The 22,028-nt window shown below is 45.9% G+C and carries 17 protein-coding genes; 10 read left to right on the top strand and 7 right to left on the bottom strand.

Translation table 11 applies throughout. The features are described from left to right. Positions 1-103: 103 nt before the first annotated feature. Positions 104-1,183 (bottom strand): M23 family metallopeptidase, encoded by a 1,080-nt coding sequence (locus tag QUA03_RS17015; RefSeq protein WP_333213429.1) that lies wholly within the window; start codon positions 1,181-1,183, stop codon positions 104-106. Positions 1,184-1,343: 160 nt separating this feature from the next. On the opposite strand from QUA03_RS17015, the gene QUA03_RS17020 reads away from it, so the two are divergent. Further along, complete coding sequence (locus QUA03_RS17020; RefSeq protein WP_333213430.1) at positions 1,344-2,045, top strand: phosphatase PAP2 family protein; 702 nt, start codon at positions 1,344-1,346, stop codon at positions 2,043-2,045. A gap of 11 nt (positions 2,046-2,056) precedes the next feature. On the opposite strand, the gene QUA03_RS17025 is transcribed toward QUA03_RS17020, so the two are convergent. Further along, positions 2,057-2,941 (bottom strand): aspartoacylase, encoded by an 885-nt coding sequence (locus tag QUA03_RS17025; RefSeq protein WP_333213431.1) that lies wholly within the window; start codon positions 2,939-2,941, stop codon positions 2,057-2,059. 269 nt (positions 2,942-3,210) lie between these two features. Here QUA03_RS17025 and QUA03_RS17030 point away from each other — a divergent pair, with 269 nt between their 5' ends. The 5 genes from QUA03_RS17030 to QUA03_RS17050 all read left to right on the top strand — a co-directional run bounded on the left by QUA03_RS17030 (position 3,211) and on the right by QUA03_RS17050 (position 8,281). Beyond that, complete coding sequence (locus tag QUA03_RS17030; RefSeq protein WP_333213432.1) at positions 3,211-3,549, top strand: DUF433 domain-containing protein; 339 nt, start codon at positions 3,211-3,213, stop codon at positions 3,547-3,549. Between the two features lie 3 nt (positions 3,550-3,552). Further along, positions 3,553-3,915, top strand: coding sequence for a DUF5615 family PIN-like protein (locus QUA03_RS17035; protein ID WP_333213433.1), 363 nt, complete (start codon positions 3,553-3,555; stop codon positions 3,913-3,915). Between the two features lie 328 nt (positions 3,916-4,243). Next, positions 4,244-7,312 (top strand): leucine-rich repeat domain-containing protein, encoded by a 3,069-nt coding sequence (locus tag QUA03_RS17040; protein ID WP_333213434.1) that lies wholly within the window; start codon positions 4,244-4,246, stop codon positions 7,310-7,312. Between the two features lie 75 nt (positions 7,313-7,387). Continuing rightward, positions 7,388-7,900 (top strand): dihydrofolate reductase family protein, encoded by a 513-nt coding sequence (locus QUA03_RS17045; protein WP_333213435.1) that lies wholly within the window; start codon positions 7,388-7,390, stop codon positions 7,898-7,900. 84 nt (positions 7,901-7,984) lie between these two features. Beyond that, positions 7,985-8,281 (top strand): hypothetical protein, encoded by a 297-nt coding sequence (locus QUA03_RS17050; RefSeq protein WP_333213436.1) that lies wholly within the window; start codon positions 7,985-7,987, stop codon positions 8,279-8,281. A gap of 83 nt (positions 8,282-8,364) precedes the next feature. On the opposite strand, the gene ileS is transcribed toward QUA03_RS17050, so the two are convergent. The 3 genes from ileS to QUA03_RS17065 all read right to left on the bottom strand — a co-directional run bounded on the left by ileS (position 8,365) and on the right by QUA03_RS17065 (position 13,402). Beyond that, complete coding sequence (gene ileS, locus QUA03_RS17055; RefSeq protein WP_333213437.1) at positions 8,365-11,952, bottom strand: isoleucine--tRNA ligase; 3,588 nt, start codon at positions 11,950-11,952, stop codon at positions 8,365-8,367. 262 nt (positions 11,953-12,214) lie between these two features. Next, positions 12,215-12,778 (bottom strand): Uma2 family endonuclease, encoded by a 564-nt coding sequence (locus QUA03_RS17060; protein ID WP_333213438.1) that lies wholly within the window; start codon positions 12,776-12,778, stop codon positions 12,215-12,217. Positions 12,779-12,991: 213 nt separating this feature from the next. Then, positions 12,992-13,402 (bottom strand): Npun_F0494 family protein, encoded by a 411-nt coding sequence (locus QUA03_RS17065; RefSeq protein WP_333213439.1) that lies wholly within the window; start codon positions 13,400-13,402, stop codon positions 12,992-12,994. Between the two features lie 242 nt (positions 13,403-13,644). Between QUA03_RS17065 and QUA03_RS17070 the strand changes: the two genes are divergently transcribed. Next, positions 13,645-15,270: a tetratricopeptide repeat protein gene (locus QUA03_RS17070; protein WP_333213440.1), complete on the top strand. Its 1,626-nt coding sequence runs from the start codon at positions 13,645-13,647 to the stop codon at positions 15,268-15,270. A 287-nt stretch (positions 15,271-15,557) separates the two neighbouring features. On the opposite strand, the gene QUA03_RS17075 is transcribed toward QUA03_RS17070, so the two are convergent. After that, entirely contained in the window at positions 15,558-15,824 is a 267-nt protein-coding gene (locus tag QUA03_RS17075) for a type II toxin-antitoxin system HicB family antitoxin (RefSeq protein ID WP_333213441.1), read from the bottom strand. Between the two features lie 157 nt (positions 15,825-15,981). Between QUA03_RS17075 and QUA03_RS17080 the strand changes: the two genes are divergently transcribed. The 3 genes from QUA03_RS17080 to QUA03_RS17090 all read left to right on the top strand — a co-directional run bounded on the left by QUA03_RS17080 (position 15,982) and on the right by QUA03_RS17090 (position 21,365). After that, positions 15,982-17,472, top strand: coding sequence for a catalase (locus QUA03_RS17080; RefSeq protein ID WP_333213442.1), 1,491 nt, complete (start codon positions 15,982-15,984; stop codon positions 17,470-17,472). A gap of 253 nt (positions 17,473-17,725) precedes the next feature. After that, the gene (locus tag QUA03_RS17085; protein WP_333213443.1) at positions 17,726-18,166 is read left to right on the top strand and encodes a peroxiredoxin; all 441 of its coding nucleotides are present in this window, start codon (positions 17,726-17,728) and stop codon (positions 18,164-18,166) included. A 544-nt stretch (positions 18,167-18,710) separates the two neighbouring features. Beyond that, positions 18,711-21,365: a C39 family peptidase gene (locus QUA03_RS17090; RefSeq protein WP_333213444.1), complete on the top strand. Its 2,655-nt coding sequence runs from the start codon at positions 18,711-18,713 to the stop codon at positions 21,363-21,365. 96 nt (positions 21,366-21,461) lie between these two features. Here the strand turns inward: QUA03_RS17090 and QUA03_RS17095 are convergent, their stop codons facing one another. Further along, positions 21,462-21,986: an XDD3 family exosortase-dependent surface protein gene (locus tag QUA03_RS17095; protein WP_333213445.1), complete on the bottom strand. Its 525-nt coding sequence runs from the start codon at positions 21,984-21,986 to the stop codon at positions 21,462-21,464. Between the last annotated feature and the right edge of the window lie 42 nt (positions 21,987-22,028).

A 22,028-nucleotide genomic window follows, 5' to 3' on the forward strand; every position in this document is an offset into this window, starting at 1 on the left:
GGAAGGAAGAGGGAAGAAGGAAGAAGGAAGAGAGTCATTTTGACACGGCTACACGGATTAAATACTGCCAACATTCAACAGTCAACAGTCAACAGTCAACTAACTAACGCAACTCTACTTCTCGCTTGACTTCTGCCAAAACTCGATCGCCCCGCGTCAACCGGTATTCGGCCCGCCAAACTCCGGGAGTCAGAGGAGAATTTGTACTGTTTCTTTTGCCGACATAACCCAACCAAGTGCGGCTGGGGGCTTTAATTTCATTGGTTTGATCGGCAATGGTTGTGCCGTTGGGTGCAAATAATTTGTATTGTTCGCGATCGCCCTTGAGCACTCCGTAACTTTGCACCCAAAACAACAAAGCTGGACTGTTTAGAGGGAGTTGAGTCTCGGAAAATTGTCCTTCCCAGACAGCGTTGATATCGGGTGGCTTATTGGCAAAACCTGCCCTAATTAAACCTGTGGAAATATAGTCTAGAGGTTTGTCCCAAATAGGATTGCGGGCGATGTTGCAGCCTACCTTCGCGTCGGGGCCGACAAAGGGATCTACGGGTTTGCCTTGATAGCGAAAAGTTACGTGTACGTGGGGGAAAGAGGCCATCCCAGAGTTCCCCACCATGCCCAAAACAGTGCCTTTTTGTACCTGCGTACCCGGTTTGACGGCAACGCTGCCTTTGCGGAGGTGGCAATATTGGGCTTCCCAACCACCGCCGTGGTCGATTACCATGCCGTTGCCGCATTCTGTGCCTGCGATGTTGGCTTTTTCTGTCTCGTTTTGTAAACGCCGATCGACCACACCATCTCGTGCTCGCAAAACTTTACCGGCAGCGGAGGCAATCACTGGCACTCCTTTTGCCATTGCTTTGGCATCGGGAATCGCAAAGTCTGTGCCGTCGTGCCCGTCGTAGGTTTGACGCCCGCAGCCAAAATCGACGGCAGTGGGGCCGGGTTCTCGATCGAAATACAGCAATACAAAACAGTCTTTGCCTAGGGTACAGTCGATCGGCTGGCCGAATTGCGGGTTGTTCGGCTTTTGGGCGACTGCGGTCGAAACGAGACGCTGGGCGATCGTGTGGGCTTCGGCGATCGGGGCATTTACTCCGCTTTTATTAGCACAACTATAAAGATTTGTCAACCCCACGGCCAACAAAATTGCATAAATGTGTTTTTTTGATAGTATAGTCATTCGCAGGTTGGATGTAAAAGCTGAGGTGGGTAGTGAAAACTCAATTAATCATTCAGAATATAGTTGCTCAAGCATCTAGACGATTGGTAAGGCTTTTTCGTTTCCTATATTTGTTGTATTATTTTGAGTTGGAAATTTAAAATTTTTAATTAATTCAAGAATGCGTTCTAAAATTCGATCGCTCATTTCAATAATTCGGCTGGCCGGGCTTGCTGTTGCGGCTTTGGGGATGTGGGGATTTGCCACCCTTGCCGAAGACGTGTTGGAAAAAGAAAGTTACGTTTTCGATACCTCTATTTTACTAGCTCTGAGGCAATTGCACACTCCGTTGCGCGATCAAATAATGCTGGGCTTTACTTTTTTGGGCGAGCCGAAGTTGCTGCTAGTGATTTGTCTGACGTTGGGTATTGTTTTGCTAGCGCGCAATCACCGATCGGAAGCTGCAACTATTGCGCTCGCGGCTGGGGGAGCGATCGGTTTGAATTTACTGTTAAAAAAACTTTTTGCCCGCGATCGACCTCAACTTTGGGAGCGCGTTGTTAATGTAACATTTTACAGTTTTCCTAGCGGACACGCAATGATTTCAATGGTTATTTACGGTTTGCTAGGATATTTTTTGGGTCTACGCTTTCCCAAGCAGCGCTGGTCGATTTACGGCTTGACAGTTGTATTAATTGCTGCTATTGGTTTTAGCCGGCTTTACCTAGGAGTTCACTGGCCTACCGATGTTATTGCTGGTTATACGGCTGGTTTGGTGTGGCTGATTACCTGTATTATTACTTTGGAAATATGGAAGGAATTGCGTTCTTTGACTACGGCTTCTAAAGAGGAGTTTTTGTCACCGGAAAATTCTCAAGAATAATTTTTAATCTTCTACTCAAGATTGACTATTAGCTTTTGAGTAAAACACAAGGCAATTCCTTTTTCGTAGTAAGCAGCCTCGTTAATGAAAATCGGATAAACGGTTGATTTACCTTCATACAATACCGACTCACCATCCAAAGTCAAAAACATCGGATCGCCGGGATTCAGGGCTTGATAATCTCTGGATTGCAGATGAGGATGAATCATTGCCTGAATTTCTCTGTTCTCGTTTCTGGGATAGTCGATCGCCCCAATAGTCTGATAAATAGTCAGGGGATTCTTTGCAGCAGGCATTGTGCCTTGATTGTAGGATTCTACGCAGTCTAATATCGTGCCGACAACTTGCTCAGTTTGCTGAAATAAAGACGCATCTAATACGCCTTGCGGGACTGCGCCAACTTCCAGCGTACCGCCTAATACCGAAAGCGATCGCAGCAAAGGACTATCATGATTCTTGGTTGCCGAAGCCAGTAGCTTTAGGTGGGGATACACAGAGGTTAAATAAGCTGCTAGTTGCAGGTTAAATGGATGATGGCTGGCGAGAATAAATGTTAGCCCCATGTTGGATGTGGTGCTGTGCAAATCGATAATTACGTTGGGCAGATGAGTGTTTTTTGAGCTAAAAATGCGGTAGATTTCTTTCGCCCGCTGCGCTTCATAGCTGGAGAGATGGGGATTTTCTAAATCTGGCTGTCGAAAGCAGCGGTTGAGGTCGATATCGACGTAGCGTGTCCCGATTTCGCAAGCTTTGGGATTGGCTAGCAGAGTCATTGTTTCAAAAGTCGATCGCCCAATTAACTCTGGCGCGCGATCGAATTTATTCACCAGGTAAATTCCTGTGAGTTCGTTTCCGTGGGTTCCTCCCACTATGACAACACGTTTAATTTGGTTCATAGACAAATAAATTCTTATCTTAAGGGTATCACCCTTTGTCATCTGTTGGTAAAAAACATGAGATTGAGGTTGATTATGTGTTTATATTTAGATTAGCTAAAGTTTAAGTAAGTAGGTATCACACGCAGAACTGAGAAACCCGGTTTATCTGGGTATTTCTCGTCACTAGATAAAAAATACGAACGCCACCGCGAAGAAATCGATCGCATTATAGTTTCCGATCAAACCGAATAGTAGAATAGTAGATAGCTAAAAGAGGGATTTTAGATATGGGACTGAATGAGTATTTTGATTTCTTAGCACCGGATGATATTCGCATTAAAGGACATCGCATCGGGATTGAGACGGTACTGTATGAGTATTTGTATCGAGAACGCACCCCAGAAGAAATTCAGCAACTCTATCCATCTCTAACTTTGGCAGAAGTCTATACGACTATTTTGTATTATTTACAAAATCAAGAATCAGTAAGTAGATATTTGCAAGATTGGTTGGAATGGTCGCATCAGCAGCGAAAGCTCCAAGTAGCAAATCCCCATCCGGCGACAGAAAGATTGCGAAAATTGAAAGCTGAACGGGAAAGAAAATCTGTTATCCAGGGTGCTTGATCAATGGCGCTAAAATATTTAATGGACGAGAATGTTACGCCCATTTATGCTACACAACTTCGGCGAAAACGCCCTGATTTAGTAGTTTGGGCAGTGGGCGAAATTGGTACACCCCCAAAAAGCACTCTCGATCCGGAGATTTTGGTGTGGTGTGAGGAGCATAACTTTATTTTGGTGACAAACAATCGCAAGTCAATGCCCGTACATTTGGTAGATCATCTGGCTCAAGGTTTTCATATTCCAGGGATTTTCATTTTGAATCAGGATTTAAGTATTGGGCAAAATATTGAGGAATTGATTGTGATTGTTGATGGTTCGTTTGATAACGAATACCAAGACCGAATCATTCATCTCCCTTTAACATAAACAGGACTGATGCGTAGGCCAAAAACCGGATTTTTGCGAGAATATTTGGTGACAGCCGTAGAAAAGGGAAAAAACCCGGTTTCTAGGGGTTGTGATGCGTAGGCAAAGTTGGACATGGCAATGAGCCTTGGTGTCAACAACCAGGTACAACCAATAGTCCAGCAATCCGGCAGGGAATTGATTCCCTGGCGGACTGTCGGGTGGGCGAGAAGGCTCGGTGGACTGACAGCTTAAGTTGTCACACCTTGGTCACTGCCGTGTCCTAATTCCCCCCACCAACCAAAAATTCCTGTCACAATAAAATGAATCCTACCGAGAGACAAAGGGCATGACGCGAGAGGAAGCAGTGCGGCGAATTGACCGGGCAGTCGAGGAAAAATTGACGGAACTGGATTTGTCGGGGCTGGGCTTGGACGAATTGCCGGCGGAGATTGGCAAGTGCACGCAGCTTGAGACGTTGGTGTTGGGGAAGTGGGATGAGGAAAAAAGGAAATGGGTTGGAAATCAGCTAACTAAGTTTCCTGATGGTGTTCTTCAATTAACCAACTTAAAAATACTTAACCTCAGTAACAATCAGATTACCTCCATCCCAGAGGCTCTCTGGCAACTCTCGAATCTGACAAGGCTTAACCTCAGTAGCAATCAGATTACCTCCATCCCAGATGCAATCGGCAAACTGTCGAATCTGACACAGCTTTACCTGAGAGAGAATCAGATTACATCCATCCCAGAAGTCATCGGCAAACTGTCGAATCTGGCACAGCTTGATCTCAGTTACAATCAGATTACATCTATCCCAGAAGTCATCGGCAAACTGTCGAATCTGACAAAGCTTTACCTCTTTGGCAATCAGATTACATCCATCCCACAAGTCATCGGAAAACTGTCGAATCTGACAAAGCTTTACCTCTTTAGCAATCAGATTACATCCATCCCAGAAGTCATCGGAAAACTGTCGAATTTGACACAGCTTTACCTCTTTAGCAATCAGATTACATCCATCCCACAAGTCATCGGAAAACTGTCGAATTTGACACAGCTTTACCTCTTTAGCAATCAGATTACATCCATCCCAGAAGTCATCGGAAAACTGTCGAATCTGACACAGCTTTACCTCGGTGACAATCAGATTACCTCCATCCCAGAGGCGCTAGGCAAACTGTCGAATCTGACACAGCTTTACCTCAGTGACAATCAGATTACCTCCATCCCAGAGGCGCTAGGCAAACTGTCGAATCTGACAGAACTTTGCCTCCATAACAATCAAATTGAAAAGATTCCCGAATGCTTAGAAACCCTGCCAAAACTTGAAAAACTCGACCTTCGCTGCAATCCCCTGCCCATTTCTCCAGAAGTTCTGGGGCCTGCCAACCTGAGAGAAGACCCCGGTACTCCCGCCGCCATCTTCAACTACCTGCGCCAACTCCGCAGCGGCGAAGTCCTCCCCCTCAACGAAGCCAAAGTCCTCCTCGTCGGGCAAGGCAGCGTCGGCAAAACCTGCCTGATCGAACGCCTCATCCACAACAAATACAACCCCAACGAGCCCCAAACCGACGGACTCAACATCACAGACTGGAAAATTACAGTCAACACCAAACCCGTCAAACTCAACGTCTGGGACTTCGGCGGACAAGAAATCTACCACGCCACCCACCAATTTTTCCTTACCAAACGCAGCCTCTACCTCCTCGTGTGCAACTGCCGCACCAGCGAAGACGAAAACCGCCTCGAATACTGGCTGAAACTGATCGAAAGCTTCGGGGACGCTTCCCCCGTGATCATCGTCGGCAACAAGTGCGACGAACAACCCCTGGATCTCAACCGCAAAGCCTTGCGCGACAAATATCCCAACATCAAAGCGATTCTCGAAACCTCCTGCGAAAGCGGAACCGGCATCGAGGAACTCCGCAGCGCCATCCACACGGAAATCTCCCAACTCAAAGAAGTCTACGATCTTTTGCCGCTAAGCTGGTTCCAAGTCAAGCAGCGCCTGGAAAACCTCGACAAAGACATCATCAGCATCAGCGAATACGCCACCATCTGCGCCACAGAAAAAATCTGTGAAGAAACCGACCAAACCCAACTGATCGGACTGCTGCACAACCTGGGCATTGTCCTCAACTTCCGCGAACACCCGATCCTGCAATCCACCAACATCCTCAATCCCCACTGGGTGACTGAAGGCATCTATGCCCTCCTCAGCGACGAGGCACTCAAAGTCAAAACTAAAGGCATTCTCACCCACGCCGATCTCAGTCGCATCCTCGACTCAAATAAATATCCCAGCCACCGCTACCACTGCCTCACCGGGTTGATGGGCGAATTTGAACTCTGCTTCCTAGTCAGCCATTGTCCCGCGCCGACTTTCCTCATCCCCGGCATCTTGCCCAAAGAACAACCGGAAAACACCGAACTCGAAGGCGAAACCCTGGAATTTCAATATCACTACCGCATCCTCCCCGACAGCATCCTCTCGCGCTTCATCGTCCTGATGCACGAAAAAATCCACAACTCCACCCACTGGCGCACGGGGGTGATGCTGGAGTACAGGGAAGGCGCTGAGGTGTACAACATCGCCCGGATCAAATCTGACCCGGAAGATAAGAAAATCTTTATTGCCGTTAGCGGGCGGGAATCGACGCGGCGTTCTTTCCTCAGCATGATTCGCGATACGTTTACCAAAATCCACAATTCTTTTGCCAATCTCGAAATCAGTCAATGGGTGCCGGTTCCGGGTTATCCCGATGCCGATCCGCTGGATTATGATGAATTGCTAGGGCTGGAGGATATGGGCGAGAATACAGTGCGTGTCGGCAAACTTAAACTCAAACTCGATTTGCGGCAGTTGCTGGATGGTTATGAGTCGATCGAACTTCGGCGCAGAAACCAAATGGGCGATGACAAATACGGAAGAGAATATGACGACCTTGTAGATATCGCTAAACTAGCTGTTAGTAGACCAATTATTAATAAAGCAGAAGCAAAAATGACGCAAAATTCTTCTGAAACCAACAACTTTCAAGGTGCTTTTCAAGGTGCTAACTTTTCCGGCAATATCGGCGGTTCGTCGAACCGTGCCGAAGTTGGTGGCAATCAATCCCTGCAAAACAATAACACCAATACGGCAGAAATCCTGAAACTGATTTCATCGATGCGTGAAACCGCCGATCAGTTTCCCGAAGACATCCGCGATGAGATAATTATTGATATTGAAGATGTCGAAGCGGAAATTAAGAAACCGGAAAACCAATGGAATAAAACCAAATTAAAGAAAAGGTTAACAGCTCTTGTTGCGGCGGGTACTGCGATCGCAATTCCGATCGCAGGCGTGACTGATTTTGCTAATACGGCGATCGATGTCAGCAACAAACTGGGTATCGAACTCAAGCTACCGTGAGGACGCTAAATCATTTAAAATTAAGGTGATTCTGGCGATAATCGCCCCAATCATTCCAAAAAGCTCGGTGTTATCATGCGTAAAATTGTACTATTCATTGCATCTAGTCTGGACGGTTATATCGCGCGATCGAATGGTGATATTGACTGGCTTTTTACAGACCAAAATTACGGTTACAGTAACTTCTTAGATAGCATCGATACGGTTCTCATGGGTCGGAAAACTTACGAACAAGTTCTAACTTTTGGCGAGTATCCGTACCAGGAAAAAAAGAGTTATGTTTTTACAAAAAATCTAGATTTTCAAGCCACTTCTGATGTCGAAGTGGTAACAGATTTAGAGAGTTTTGTCAATGATTTGCGCTTGCTTGAGGGCAAGAATATTTGGTTGGTGGGAGGTTCTCTGCTGATTCGCGATTTCCTGAATCAAAATTTTGTCAACGAAGTGATTCTCTCGGTGCACCCGATTATTTTAGGCGAGGGAATCCCTTTATTTGTTAATCCCCTAAATACTACAGCTTTGCAGTTAACTGGATGTCAGACATATAGTTCTGGTATGGTTCAGCTATCTTATGATGTCGCGACTTGAGGGCGCGCCCAATTGCTAAGTTGCTTGCACAATACTGTCAATTGATTATCAAAAAAGGTAAGATAGGAATAAGTAAATTGGCTGATGATGAAATGTGTTTGCTACTTGTTGCTATTAATATCTTTTTTCGGGGTCGCGCTTCCTGCTGAGGCCTCTGTATGCCGCAATTATCAAGGAAGCGAGATTTGCATTGTCGATATCAAACGCAGTGCGAAAAACTATTGGGAATACAGGGTAATTCTTAGTGTTGATGGAGTTAAACAGCCTCTAGAAGTCTACAATTGCCGCGATCGCACTACAGTTAAGAAAGATGGAACCATGTTGGCGTTTGGACAAAACAACCCTGGTGAAATCGTCTGCCGTTTTTTTAATCAGAAATAAGTAAATGAAGTTATTGTAGGGTGCGCTTCGGGGTGAATGTGGCTACCACAAACTCAAGAATTTTTCCCGAAGCGCAGCCTACGTTAGAATTTGTCGTCTACTGCTGAAACGCAGCGTTCGCAAATTAGCGGATGTTCGATCGACTCGCTGACGTGAGTCGAGTAATTCCAGCAGCGATCGCACTTTTCCCCGTCTGCTTTCACTACACCAATCGCCAACTCTGGAGACTGATAACTGTACGGCAATTCCTGCAGGATTGCATTCGATTCTACCAATTCCACTTCCGAAGTAATGAACAAATAGCGCAGTTCGTCTACACCGTTGCCGGTCATTGTAGAATCGTGGGTTACAGCTATTTCAGTAGGAATTTCTGGTTTGGGCTCGATCGCCACTAATTCTGCTTGCGGGATTTCGGGTGTTTCTACAAACACTTTTTCGGCTGGGGCTGTTTGTGCGATCGCCTGTGTTTCTACAAGCACAAGCGCTGTATCTAAAGCCGGTGCGAGGACGATCGCCTTTGTTTCTGCAAGTACAAGCGCTGTACTCCGGCCCACCATATCTGCTGTCAGGAAATCAATTTGTTCTGCAATTTTTTGACGGTTGGCGGCAAACAGCAAGTGACGGAAAGCAAACCAGATTGTAAATAAGATGCCGATGACTTCCAATAAGCCTCCCAAAAGCGGAATCTGATTCATCGTATCCAAAATCGCCAGCGTTACTCGGCCCGTTACTAACACAGAGGCTAACAGCCCAAGTGTTACCAACACTTTTTGGTATTCTGTAAAAAAGTTGCCCGCGTATTCAGGCAAATTAGCTACAAACTCGGCGGCTTGATCTAAGATTGGCTGCGAATCTGAAGCCGACAGTTCAGGGACAGAATACTCTACTATCTGAGAAGGTCGATCGCCCTTTTCTATCGTTTCTGCCTCAACATAAACTGTGTTTTCTGTCAAGACTTTGGCAACTTTTGCCGCTTGTTCTTCCTGTTTATCTTGTGCTGCTTTTGCTTTCTCCTCTGCGGCTAACTCGATGACGGAATTTTGCGATCGCACATAATCCACCAATTCTTCGCTGCTGGGATTCAAAGCTTGCAATTGCTGTCTTTTCTCAACATCGGGAACGTACAATAAAACCTTAGCTTCCAAAGAAGAACCGATCGCCTTTTCAATCCTGGCTTTTTCCAAAACCTTGTTAACTTCGCCGCGCACTTGCCGCAAATACTGCCAGCGAGTAGCCAATTCTGGATTGTGCCATGAAGCATCAATTTGCACCCAGCCGGCTTCAAATACTGACTTGTAAGGAGTCGGATAGGGAAGGTATTGCCAAATATCCTCAGCCATGTGACACAAAACAGGTGCGATCGCCCTTGCTAAATTCTCCACAGCAATTGCAATCACCGTCTGACAACTGCGGCGGCGACGGGTATCTGTCGCGCTGATGTAAAGTCTATCTTTGGCAATATCCAAGTAAAAATTCGACAAATCCACCGTGCAAAAATTCTGTACAGTTTGGAAAAATCGGGAAAATTGGAAGCTTTCAAAAGCATCTTGGACTTCCGCAAAAACCTCGCCCATTCTGTGCAACATATAGCGATCGAGTTCCGGCAATTCCTCGTAAGCAACGGCATCCTTTGCCGGATCGAAGTCGTGCAAATTACCCAGCAAAAACTTAGCTGTATTGCGAATTTTGCGGTAAACATCCGACTGCTGTTTGAGAATGTTTTTGCCCAAAGGCACGTCTGCCGAGTAGTCTACCGAAGATACCCACAACCGCAAAACATCGGCTCCATATTCCTTAATTACTGTCGCCGGATCGACGACATTGCCTTCAGATTTGCTCTGCTTCCTGCCTTTTTCATCGAGTACAAAACCGTGAGTCAAAACTGTTTTGTAAGGAGCAACGCCGTTAGTTGCTACACTGGTCAGCAAGCTGGATTGAAACCAGCCGCGATGTTGGTCTGAACCTTCCAAATAAATATCAGCAGGATAGTTTAATTCCGATCGACCTTTTGCAACTGCGGCCCAAGAAGAACCGGAGTCAAACCATACATCCATCGTGTCGGTTCCCTTGCGGTAAGTGCGACCGTTATTGCGGTAAGATTCGGGGAGTAATTCGGCGATCGACAATTCCCACCAAGCATCCGAACCTTTCTCCGCAAAGATGGCTTGCACGTGGGCGATCGTTTCTTCATTTAACAGCGGTTCGTTGGTTTCTTCGTCGTAGAATACGGGAATCGGAACGCCCCAAGTCCGCTGGCGGGAGATGCACCAATCCGATCGATCGCTAACCATTGCAGTAATCCGATTTTCCCCTTGGGCGGGAATCCAATTCACCTCGGCAATCGCTTTTAGGGCTTCATCGCGGAACCCTTCAACGGAGGCAAACCACTGTTCCGTCGCCCGAAAAATAGTCGGCTTTTTCGTCCGCCAATCGTAAGGATAAGAGTGAGCGTAACTTTCCTCTTTAATCAAACAATTTGCTTCCGCAAGGGCATCAATCACTGCGGCATTGCCGTTTCCGAGGACATTTAAACCTGCGAACTGTCCGGCTTCTGCGGTGAAATTTCCGTTCTCGTCTACGGGTGTTAAAACTGGCAACCCGCAGCGTTTTCCTACTATAAAGTCTTCTTGTCCATGTCCCGGTGCGGTGTGTACTAATCCCGTCCCGGAATCAGCGGTAATGTAGTCGCCACCGGCAACGATCGGACTTTCGCGATCGAACAGCGGGTGTTTGTAGCTGCAACCTTCTAATTCTTTGCCTTTGAAGGTGGCAAGTATTTTTAATTCAGTGTTAAAAGTTGCCGACAGCCGATCGACCGCATCGACAGCTACTAACATAAATTGTTGGGCGATGTGGGAATTTGCCGGCGGTTCCACCACGGCATAAGTCAGTTCGGGATTGACTGCGATCGCCAAGTTTGCCGGAATCGTCCAGGGGGTAGTCGTCCAAATCGCCGCCCAGAGGCTCGGCATATAGCGCTTGAGCTTCGACTGCAAAGATTTTGACAGTTTTTTCACATGAAAGCCCACGTAGATGCTGCGCGACGTGTGGCCTTCGGGATATTCCAATTCCGCTTCGGCGAGGGCTGTTTTCGAGCTCGGACTCCAGTGAACAGGTTTGAAGCCGCGGTAGATGTAGCCTTTGAGCACCATTTGACCGAAAACGCCGATTTGGGCGGCTTCGTATTCGGGTTTCAGGGTTAAATACGGGTGTTCCCAGTCGCCCCAAACGCCGTAGCGCTGGAAGGATTCGCGCTGCTGTTCCATTGTTTGCTGCGCGAAGGCGGAGGCTTTGCGGCGGAGTTCGATCGGCGTAAGACTTAGCCGCTCCTCCGATTTCATGTTCTGCAATACTTTAAGTTCGATCGGCAATCCGTGACAATCCCAACCTGGCACGTAGCGGACTTTTTTGCCGCGCAGCATTTGGTAGCGGTTGATAAAGTCTTTGAGGATTTTGTTGAGGGCGTGGCCGATGTGAAGTTGTCCGTTGGCGTAGGGGGGCCCGTCGTGGAGGATGAACAAATCGCCTGGGTTATTTTCCGAGAGGCGATCGTAGATTTCTTGATCTGCCCAAAATTGTTGCAATTCTGGTTCGCGCTTGACGGCGTTGGCGCGCATATCAAACTTGGTTTTGGGCAGGTTTACCGTGTCTTTGTAAGATTTAGCTTCCATTTTTGACAAACGTTTTATGTAGTTAGTTGTTAGTAGTTAGCGGTTATTTGAGTGATGATATCAAGTCCGGTTAAATAATCATAATTAAGTTTGTAGTGACAACTTTAGTCATCTCTCGTCATTGAAGAGCTGACAACTAGATATTTTAGTATAAGCGATCGACCGCACATTAGATCGAACCAAATCCATAGATATCTCTCTCTTCTCTTCCTCTGCGCCCTCTGCGCCCTCTGCGGTTAATCATTCATAAATCTAGGTGGCGCTAGTCAGTCAGCCAACTGAACATTTCAGCGACGGTGAGATTAAAGGATTCGGCAAAGGTGGGAACGGGGATGCGATCGCCCGGTTCTTCAAAAACTGCTATGGTGCGATCGGCAAAATAGACAAATACCAGTTCTTCTTCCGGGTCAATCAACCAGCCCATCTTGGTTCCGTGGCCGAGACTGTGGAGAATGTTGCGGACGACTTTAGTTTGACTTTGGTCGAGGGAAAGAATTTCGATTGTCCAGTCGGGGGCGATGGCGAAAGTGTTGGCTACTTCGCTGTTTTCGTCGCGGGGAATGCGTTCCCAAGTAAAGACTGCAAGATCGGGTACTGTCGATCGGCCTCCAAAGGTACAGCGCAATTCTGGATAGGCGCGGGCGATGCGTTGCGGTTTGAGTACCCGGTTAATGTCAGCACCCAAATCGCTTTGAATTGTGCTGTGTTTTCCTTGGGGCATAGGTTTCTGGATAATCTGACCATCGATGAATTCGCTGGCGGGTTTGGTTTCCGACAGTTGGAGAAATTCATCGAGAGTCAAAGGTTTAGAAGCGGTTTGAACCATTATTTTTATTTGATTTAAGTTTAATTTGTATTAGTTAAGCGATCGCGCATTTAATTTATACTCACATCTCTCAAGAACAGGCAAGATGCCTGTTCCACAAAGAGTAAATTTGTTTGTGGGGTGGATTTCTTCAAACTCTTGTGGGGTTGGCCATCCTAGCCCGCCCAAAAGCTCAAATTTTAAGGTTCAACCACTTATTAGCCGCCATTCCGGTTATACAAATAGTCCCAACCCGCGGCTAACGGCATTTCCCATGCGATCGCACAATGACGCGGCCGGCACTCCCTGTCCTTCCTGTTCCCATTTTTCCACGAGTTGGCGGCCTAGGGGCGTGAGGCGAAAACTGTCGGTAATCCCTTGTCCGTCTACTTCCCGTCGCAACACGCCGACTTGGATCAGCCACAGTAGCGAGTTTTCGGCTACGAGTTCGGATACGGGCGATCGAGTGTAGCCGCTTTCGACACCGGAATTTGAGGCGATCGCAGTTAGGAAAACACTGTTATCGCGGATGGTCTGGAAGAAGTGTAATTGAAAAGGGCTGCACCGGACGGCGCGATCGGCTCTTTTGACAGTGCGATCGGGATAACTAATAGATTTAAACGCTTCGGATGGGATAAAAGTCATTGCGAGAAACTGGAAATAGGTACTATATTTTTTATTGTTACAGATTTATAGTCAAAGTGCAGTTGTGAAAAATCTACTAAAGTTATGGGGTTGAACAAAAATGTTTTTAGGCATAAACTTTTCTGAGTTCATAACTGTCTGAGGCTTGTGCATTTCCCATCACCCGGTTTAGAGAAACCCTGGCTGGTAGCTTGAGAGAAGAAGTAGAATGAACTTAACTGCGTTGGAGAGGAAGAAAGATTATGCCTTTACCGAAAGTGCCTCAAAAATTCTTGCCCAAGTTAACCTCAGTTTTTTTATTGTTATACGTGGCGGCAACACTGCCGTTGCTTGCCAATCGCCTCACTTCTTTTGCTTATATTGTTCAAGCGGCTGTGCAGAAAAAGCAAAATGCAGAAAATGAAGCAACAGAGAGTTTGAGGCAGGCGATTCAACCTAATTTTTGGGATGCGACTATTTACCAAACTCTCGGCTTTCACTTCAGCGATCGGGGAAAATCAGAGGAAGCGATCGCAGCTTACCGCCAAGCCATCCAAATAGATCCAAACTTTGCCGCAGCTTATGAAAATCTGGGTGGTGCACTGTTTTTGCAAGGCAAACCAGATGAAGCAATCGCAGCTTACCGCCAAGCAATTCAAATCGATCCAAACTTTGCCGAAGCTTATAAAAATCTGGGTGGTGGGCTGTTTTTGCAAGGCAAATTAGATGAAGAGATCGCAACTTACCACCAAGCCATCAAAGTTAACCCTCAGTGGGTTTGGGCTTACAACAAACTTGGTAATACGCTGTCCTACCAAGGCAAACTCGATGAAGCGATCGTAGCTTACCGCCAAGCCATCCAAATAGATTCAAACTATGCCGAAGCTTATAACAATCTTGGTAATGCGCTTTTCAACCAAGGCCAACCACAGGAAGCGATCGCAGCTTACCGCCAAGCCATCCAAATAGATCCAAACGATGCCGAAGCTTACAAAAATTTAGGTTGGATTTTACATAAACAGGGAAGATTAGACGAGGCGATCGCAGCTTACCGCCAAGCTATTCAACTCAACCTCAAGAATAACCAAGCGGACAACAATTTCACCGACAGGATAAGCGCATCCCTCCAAAATATTAGGGTTAATTTATTAATAAAAGAAACCAAGCGGCTCTTAGCTATGCGGAAAAATCCGCAATTTTCCGAAATTCCTGAGCGATTGCCCAGTTTAAAAGATGAACCTTTAGTTTCATTAAAGCGCTCTGTTGTCCGAGTTATTATTAAAAATTCTCCCGAGTTACAGTCGGTTACTGGCTGGGTAGTAAAACGGAAAGGAAACAAAGCTTGGATTGTGACCAAGCGCTTTGTGAAAACGAGTGACCCAACTAAGCTCCAGAGTGCTCCTGAAATCGAAGTTGAATTTTATAGTAAACCGACCTCTGGCGAATTCCGTAAGCGGAAACCCGCTAAGATTGCTAAAAATACTGCTGCCTCTGACAAGCTAGATTTAGCTTTACTTGAAGTCACGAACATTCCGAAGGATATTAAGCCTTTAGCCAGAGCCTCAGCCTCTGTTCCCATCCACTCACCTACCCACATTATTGGATATTCTGACGACACCAATGATGATTGGACAGTTGCAACAGGAAAAGTCATCAACAAGAGCGATCGAGAGTTACAAATATCTGCAATTTCAGTTAGAGTTAATGCTGGCAGTCCCGTATTAGATCGGCAAAATCGCGTTGTTGCCATTGGGCAGGGAAGTCGTTATACCATTAGCATTACTCGAGCCCAGAATCAAGAGCCGATTCGACGACCTGCTACCAATACTGCTCTTGCTTTTCCGATACAATCAGTTACCAAACAACTGAAAGATTGGGGTATTGATTAGGAAACTGCTGTCCAGTAAAATTGCTAAATTCAATCCCTGACTAATAAAGGCAGACTTAACTAATCATCCCCTCAATTTCTGGATCGGTAAACCCAAATTGCCTGAAAATCCGCAACACATAAGTGGGTAACATTTCCCCAGCACCGATATCAATCGGAACAATCCTTTTTCTGCCTTCAATTTCACGCCTATACAAACGATTATCCCCTTTACCCTATCGGTAAAACTGACATCCGTTTTGTTCTAAAATCTTAATTAATGCTTTAGGTTTTAAAGATGGAATGTTTTTAGGCATAAATTTTCCTTAACTCATAACTATCTGAGTTTTCGGCATCTTCTAAAGTCAGAAACTCGTGTAATTCATTAATAGAAAGAGGACTGAGATAAACATCAGACTCTGATTCATAAACTTCGGAAAATGACTCAATAGCTTGTTTTAGTTTATCAATTGATTTTTCGGGAGTATTTCCTTGTCCCACTAAGCCATTTTCTAAACACAAAGAAACCCAATAATCAGCACTTTTTTTGAGAATTACAGTGTAGAAATCAATCATATTTTATTGAGAAATTAGTTTTAATGGACTCAGCCAATTTTGAAAACACACTAATAATTTAACACACAGTCGCCGATCGGAGAATTACCACCACAGAAACACCTGGATCCCAGAAAGGTATAGAATACCTAGGATGCAGCCATCAATATTACCTACTATGACAGAAGACAAAACATTGACAACCGCTAGCGGAATTCCGGTTGCAGATAACCAGAATTCCTTGACAGCAGGTGAACGCGGGCCTATCCTCATGCAGGATTTTCACCTGATGGAAAAACTGGCTCACTTCAACCGGGAACGCATTCCTGAGCGCGTTGTCCATGCAAAAGGAGCCGCTGCATTTGGCACGTTTACCGTCACCCATGACATTACTCGCTACACCAAAGCTCAGCTATTCTCAGAAGTGGGCAAAGAAACTCAGGTTCTCCTCCGTTTCTCTACCGTAGGCGGGGAAAAAGGTTCAGCGGATGCCGAACGTGACCCCAGAGGTTTTTCGATCAAGTTCTACACCGAAGAAGGAAACTGGGATTTAGTAGGCAATAACACGCCTGTTTTCTTCATCCGCGATCCGCTCAAATTCCCTGATTTGATCCATACCCAAAAGCGCCATCCCCAAACGCATCTCAAAGATGCTGACGCCAAGTGGGATTTCTGGTCGTTGAGTCCAGAAGCTTTGCATCAGATAACTATTCTGTTTTCCGATCGCGGTACGCCGAAAAACCACCGCCACATGGACGGTTTTGGCAGCCATACGTTCAGCCTCATCAATGCTCAAGGAGAACGGGTTTGGTGCAAATTCCACTTCAAAACCATGCAAGGTATTGATAATTTCACCGCCGAAGAAGCGACGCAGATCAAAGGCGAAGATCCCGATCATGCGACTCGCGACTTGTTTGAGGCGATCGACCAAGGTAATTATCCCAAGTGGCGGTTTTGCATTCAAGTAATGACCGAAGCCCAAGCTGCAGAGTATCGCGAAAACCCCTTTGACTTGACAAAAGTGTGGAAGCACTCAGAGTTTCCGTTAATTGATGTGGGAATTCTTGAACTCAATCGCAATCCACAAAACTTTTTTGCTGAGGTGGAACAGGCGGCATTTTCTCCTTCTAATGTCGTTCCAGGTATTAGCTTCTCTCCAGACAAAGTGTTGCAATCTCGCATCATGTCTTATCCAGATGCTCAACGCTACCGTCTCGGTGCAAACTATCAACAATTGCCAGTCAATCAACCAAAGTGTCCCGTGATGCACTATCAACGGGATGGCGCAATGGCACCGGGTAACAACGGTGGTAGCGGGCCGAACTACGAACCCAACAGCCACGAGGATGCTCCGAAGCAAAACTGTGTTTATGCTGACCCAGCTTGGGACTTAGGAAATGTCAAAGTCGATCGCTACGATCACCGTAAGGGCAATGACGATTACACCCAAGCAGGAGACCTTTATCGCTTGATGAAACCCGACGCACAGCAGCGGCTTATAGCTAACATTGTGGAAAGTTTGAGTGCAGCAAAACCGGAGATTCAGATGCGCCAACTGTGCCATTTTTTCCGCGCAGATCCGAATTATGGCCGCCAAGTCGCAGAAGGTTTAGGAATTGCGATCGATCCGTCTATGATGGCCGCTGCTGGTCAACCGGTTGGTATGTAGAACCCCCGAACATTCAATTAGACATCTACTTTTTAGCAGATGTCTATTGAAACTATGCGTGTAACAGGGACTCTTAGCCCCGTCTTAGGTGTAAATTAAATGCAGTAAAGCTTAACGTCATGGAGTTGGGGGCGATTAAGAGCGGGATAGCTTCGCTTCACGCGATTTTTAACAAATGTCTCTTGGAAAGGCACAGAACCAAGTAAAATAACTTGAGGAACTGCAAGAAAAACCAAACAAGGAAAACCAAACTATGACTTTACCAATTGGCTGTGCCGCTCCTCAATTTACCGCCAAAGACACCAACGGCAAAACCGTCTCCCTCTCCGAATTCGCCGGTAAAACCGTAATCCTGTATTTCTACCCCAAAGATGACACCCCCGGCTGCACCAGACAAGCCCAAAGCTTCAAAGCAGCCCATGAAGAATACAAGGGAAAAGATATTGTAGTTCTCGGTGTCAGCCGAGACAACGAAGAATCGCATCAAAAGTTTACAGAGAAATACGGTTTGCCTTTTCAGCTATTAGCAGATGTTGATGGCACTATTACCAAAGCTTACGATGTCGAGAAAGGTGATTATGCCAAGCGCGTCACCTTCGTCATCGACGGTAACGGCAAAATCATTCAAGTTTATGAAGGAGAAAATCTGAAAGTTGACTCTCACGCTCAAGATATTCTGGTCACTATAGTTTAGTCGCAGTTTAGTCGAAATTTAGCCGATCGCACTAACACTCCTGCACGCACCAAACGGCTAAAAACCCGGTTCCTTCCTAGATCCTAGTTGCTATAGGCAATATTCTCCTAGGAACCGGGTTTTTTTCGTAAGTCCTGACCGAAAGCATCCAGGATACAAGCCCCACGCATTCATCCGTGGGGTCAATGCTTCAATTCTAAAATCTAAAATCTAAAATCTAAAATCTAAAATCGATTGACTCAGCCAGTGAGGGGTCAAAGGTACAGGGGGAAGCAACTTACTCGAACTAAATTCTTTCCCTCAAAACTTACACCACAAATCCGCTTAACCAGGCATATATTCGGTTAAGGTGCTTATTCTACGCCTAAAGTGAGATTTGTGGGGCAACTCCCGCCAATAATTAAAAACTTATGCTGGAAAAGGCATTAACCGCCCGTAGGCTAAATCTAGGGGGGATTTTGTCCTGGTTCAGGTCATTGTGTTTAATAAAATCAGAAGTTATCCTTGCTTTAGCTGAATAATTAAGTAGGTAGGGGGATAGATAATGACAAACAGCAACATTATTTTAAGTTACTTAGGCCCGCGAGAAATTGAGGTCAATAGAGCCGCTGTCTTAGTTGGCACTTTTGACAAAAATTTAGTGGCAGCGATTTCAGCAACAGAAGGCTCAAATGCCCTGAATGTAGGGATAAATCTCTCTAGAGGCATTTGGAACATCAGTTTAGAAAAAGGATTCGATAGCACAGGAACTCGCACAGTGCAGGTGAGGGCAACTGATAAGACCGGCAAAGTTATCGGCCAACAAACAATTAACATCAAAGTTAATCCTGCTTCTGGGTCACCTGCTCAATTTTTCACTTTAATTACTCTCACAGATACCAAATTCAAAGCCGGAACACTACCCGCGAGCAATCTCAACGAGCTGCAAAAAGCGGACATACCAGCAGGGAAAATTTATCAAGTTAGCGACTACGAGTTAGAAGACGGACATCTGAATGTTCAACTAAATAATCCAATTTATCCGGTGGGAAAGTCCGGCTTTTTCTACGAAAAACACGTACTCATCACCAAAGGCGCAAAAGTTCTCATATTCGATCGCGCCGAGTTGCCGGTTCCGCCGCCTGGAATGCAGTTACTGTGGGTGATCAAAAAGACCTGGTTAAAGTTCACCCCTGCAGATTCTGGAACTTTAGGACCAACTCAGAAATTACAATTTAACGCGGGAGAAACTTTCAATCTTCTTGGCTACGCTTGCGTGGAGAACCATTTCCGAGTCGCTTTTGCAGCAGCAGTTCCTAACTTAGGAACTTCGGGATTTCTGTACTGGCTGCACGTCCAAATTTTGCGAGACGGCAGGGGAATTGAGTATGATAGAAATGCGGTTACGATGACTGTAATCAAAACGACTGTGTTTAAAAAGCGGCCGATAAATGCCGCTAGCCTGCCACCCCAAGAAAAAATTACCTTGCCGGCGGGAATGATTTACGGAATTGCCGGATTCTCGATCGAACAAAGCCACATTAAAGTCTCGCTAACCGAGAATTTGCCGCAATTTGGCAATACTGGTTTCATTTATCCCGATTTTGTGCAATTCAGTCGCGGTGGCAAATCTTTTAATCCGGCTGTGAATTTAAGTTATCAAGGGCCGTCAGAAGTTTTAGTAAATCAGCCGATCGTCCTTCGGGGTACTTTTGACAGAGAAAAAACAGCAAAAATTGAGGTGATAGCTGAGGATACATTGCCCCTAAGCGTCACGCTAAACCAAACTGCCAGCACTTGGGAAGTTAATTTGTCTAAAGGATTTAGCGTAGCGGGAGCTCGGTGGCTCAGGTTGCGGGCAACTGACAGCAAAGGTAACGTTACTGGCAGCCAAATAATTTACATTACCGTAACTTCCGATCCGCTAACTGTCGGAAAAGGTTTGACCTTAAAAATAGTTTCTGACACTTTGTTTAAGGTAGCTCCCCTTGATTCTTCCCGGCTCAACAATCAGCAAAAAGTTTTTGTCAAAGCAGGCCAGACTTTGGCCGTTAGCAAATACGGATTTATTGACGGGCATCTCAAGGTGGTTCTGGATTCAGCAATTTGGCCTGTCGGCACTTTTGGCTATTTTTATGAACCCGACGTTCAGTTGGCCAAAGGTACTCAAATCCTAAAATTTAACCTGGCTGACGTACCGAATAGCAACGTCAGCGCTCAACTTTTGGTAACTCAAACAACTCAGATTAAAGCTAAGCCCGAAGATTCATCGAAACTGCCTGCTGATCAAGTTGTTGACCTACTTTTAGGCACTACCTATGCCATTACTGGTTATGCCTGCATTTTGGGGCATTTCCGAGTAACTCTAGCCGAATCTATTCCCGGTTTTGGCAATATCGGATTTATTTATTGGCAGGACGTTAAAATTAAAAAAGACGGCAAAGAAGTTCCCTTTGACCCCGATGCTTTGACGATGACAATCCTGCAAGCAACTGTCTTTAAAAAACGGCCGGTAGATTCTTCTAGCCTGAGCAGTACCGAGAAAACTACGCTGCCTTTAGGTCGAGTTTACGGCGTTAACAGCTACGGTGCGGAAGGATCTCACCTGAAAGTTTCCCTGACTGAAGAACTGCCGAATTTTGGCAATACAGGTTATGTTTTTCCTAGTTTTGTTCAGTTCAAGCGGGGAGATAAAATTTTCGATCCGGTTCCGAACAATGTGGAATTGAACGTGCCGTATTTTTCGCAGCGGGACAATCCGCGTTTTGACTGGTCTACTTGCAACGTAACTTCGATCGCCATGGTGCTTTATTATTATGGCCTTCGTTCTCAGTGGGGCGGACAGTTGGAGGATGAGTTGTTGCAGTGGTGTTTCGACTATGCCGGCCAGGGCTCTCAAACGGATCACAGTGTGCTTTCGGCGCTGATTCAGGCCTACGGGTTTAAGACGAGTTTTAGTACGACTCGCAAATGGGCCGAGGTGCGATCGGAATTGCTAAATCGGCGGCCAGTAGTTTTAGCCGGAGATTTTACTGCGGCTGGTCACATTCTTACTGTAATTGGCTACAATTCTCAGGGTTATATCGTGCAAGATCCTTGGGGAAATGCACTCACTGGTTACAGCGATACTGAGGGGAGGAAGTTGATGTATTCCTACAGTTACGTCAATCAAGTTGCTGGGCCAGATGGGAATGTGTGGGCGCATTTTATCTATCCATAATCTACTCTACGGTTTGCAATTTCTGAGGCACTACGCTTATTAGTAAGGTGTGCATAACAGCTATTCGTAAGGTACTGAATGCACACCCTACCTAACTTAGGAAATCTTGCGCTTACTTTTGCGTTTTGCTGCGCCAATACCTAGAATCCCAAATCCGGTTAAAGTACCGAAGATAGTAGAAGGTTCCGGTACTGGTTCAGCAGAGCCTTGTTCAAAAGAGCCTTTAATAGCGATCGCATCGTTAGCGCACTCGGCAAAAAAGTTAGCAATATAGTTCCCCGAAGGCATTGAGGATTTATTGAAACTGAATCCAATTGTTTGAGAACCTACTGCATTAAACTGAGCGAAATCAAGACCGAGGGCGCTCAAAGTCGCTGGTGTTAAAAAAATGATTTCTCCTACTTTTGTACCCGTAGCTATTGAGTTGAGAATCGTCGAGTTTCCTGTTTGTAGAAAATAGGGGTCTGTGGCAGCTAAATCGCCCATTGATGGGGTTCCGCCTTGAGATGCCACTACCGTATTGAATTGGTTTAAATTGCTAAAGCCAGAGTTAGTTTGGGTGACGTTTTTCGCTGTAACGTTACTGTAAACTGAAGTTCCCCCAGTAGGGGGAATGTTCAAATCTCACAAACCCTTGCACTACAAGGAACGATCGCCTTTTTA

The sequence above is a fragment of the Microcoleus sp. S36b_A4 genome (assembly GCF_036700645.1).
Classification (GTDB): domain Bacteria; phylum Cyanobacteriota; class Cyanobacteriia; order Cyanobacteriales; family Microcoleaceae; genus Microcoleus.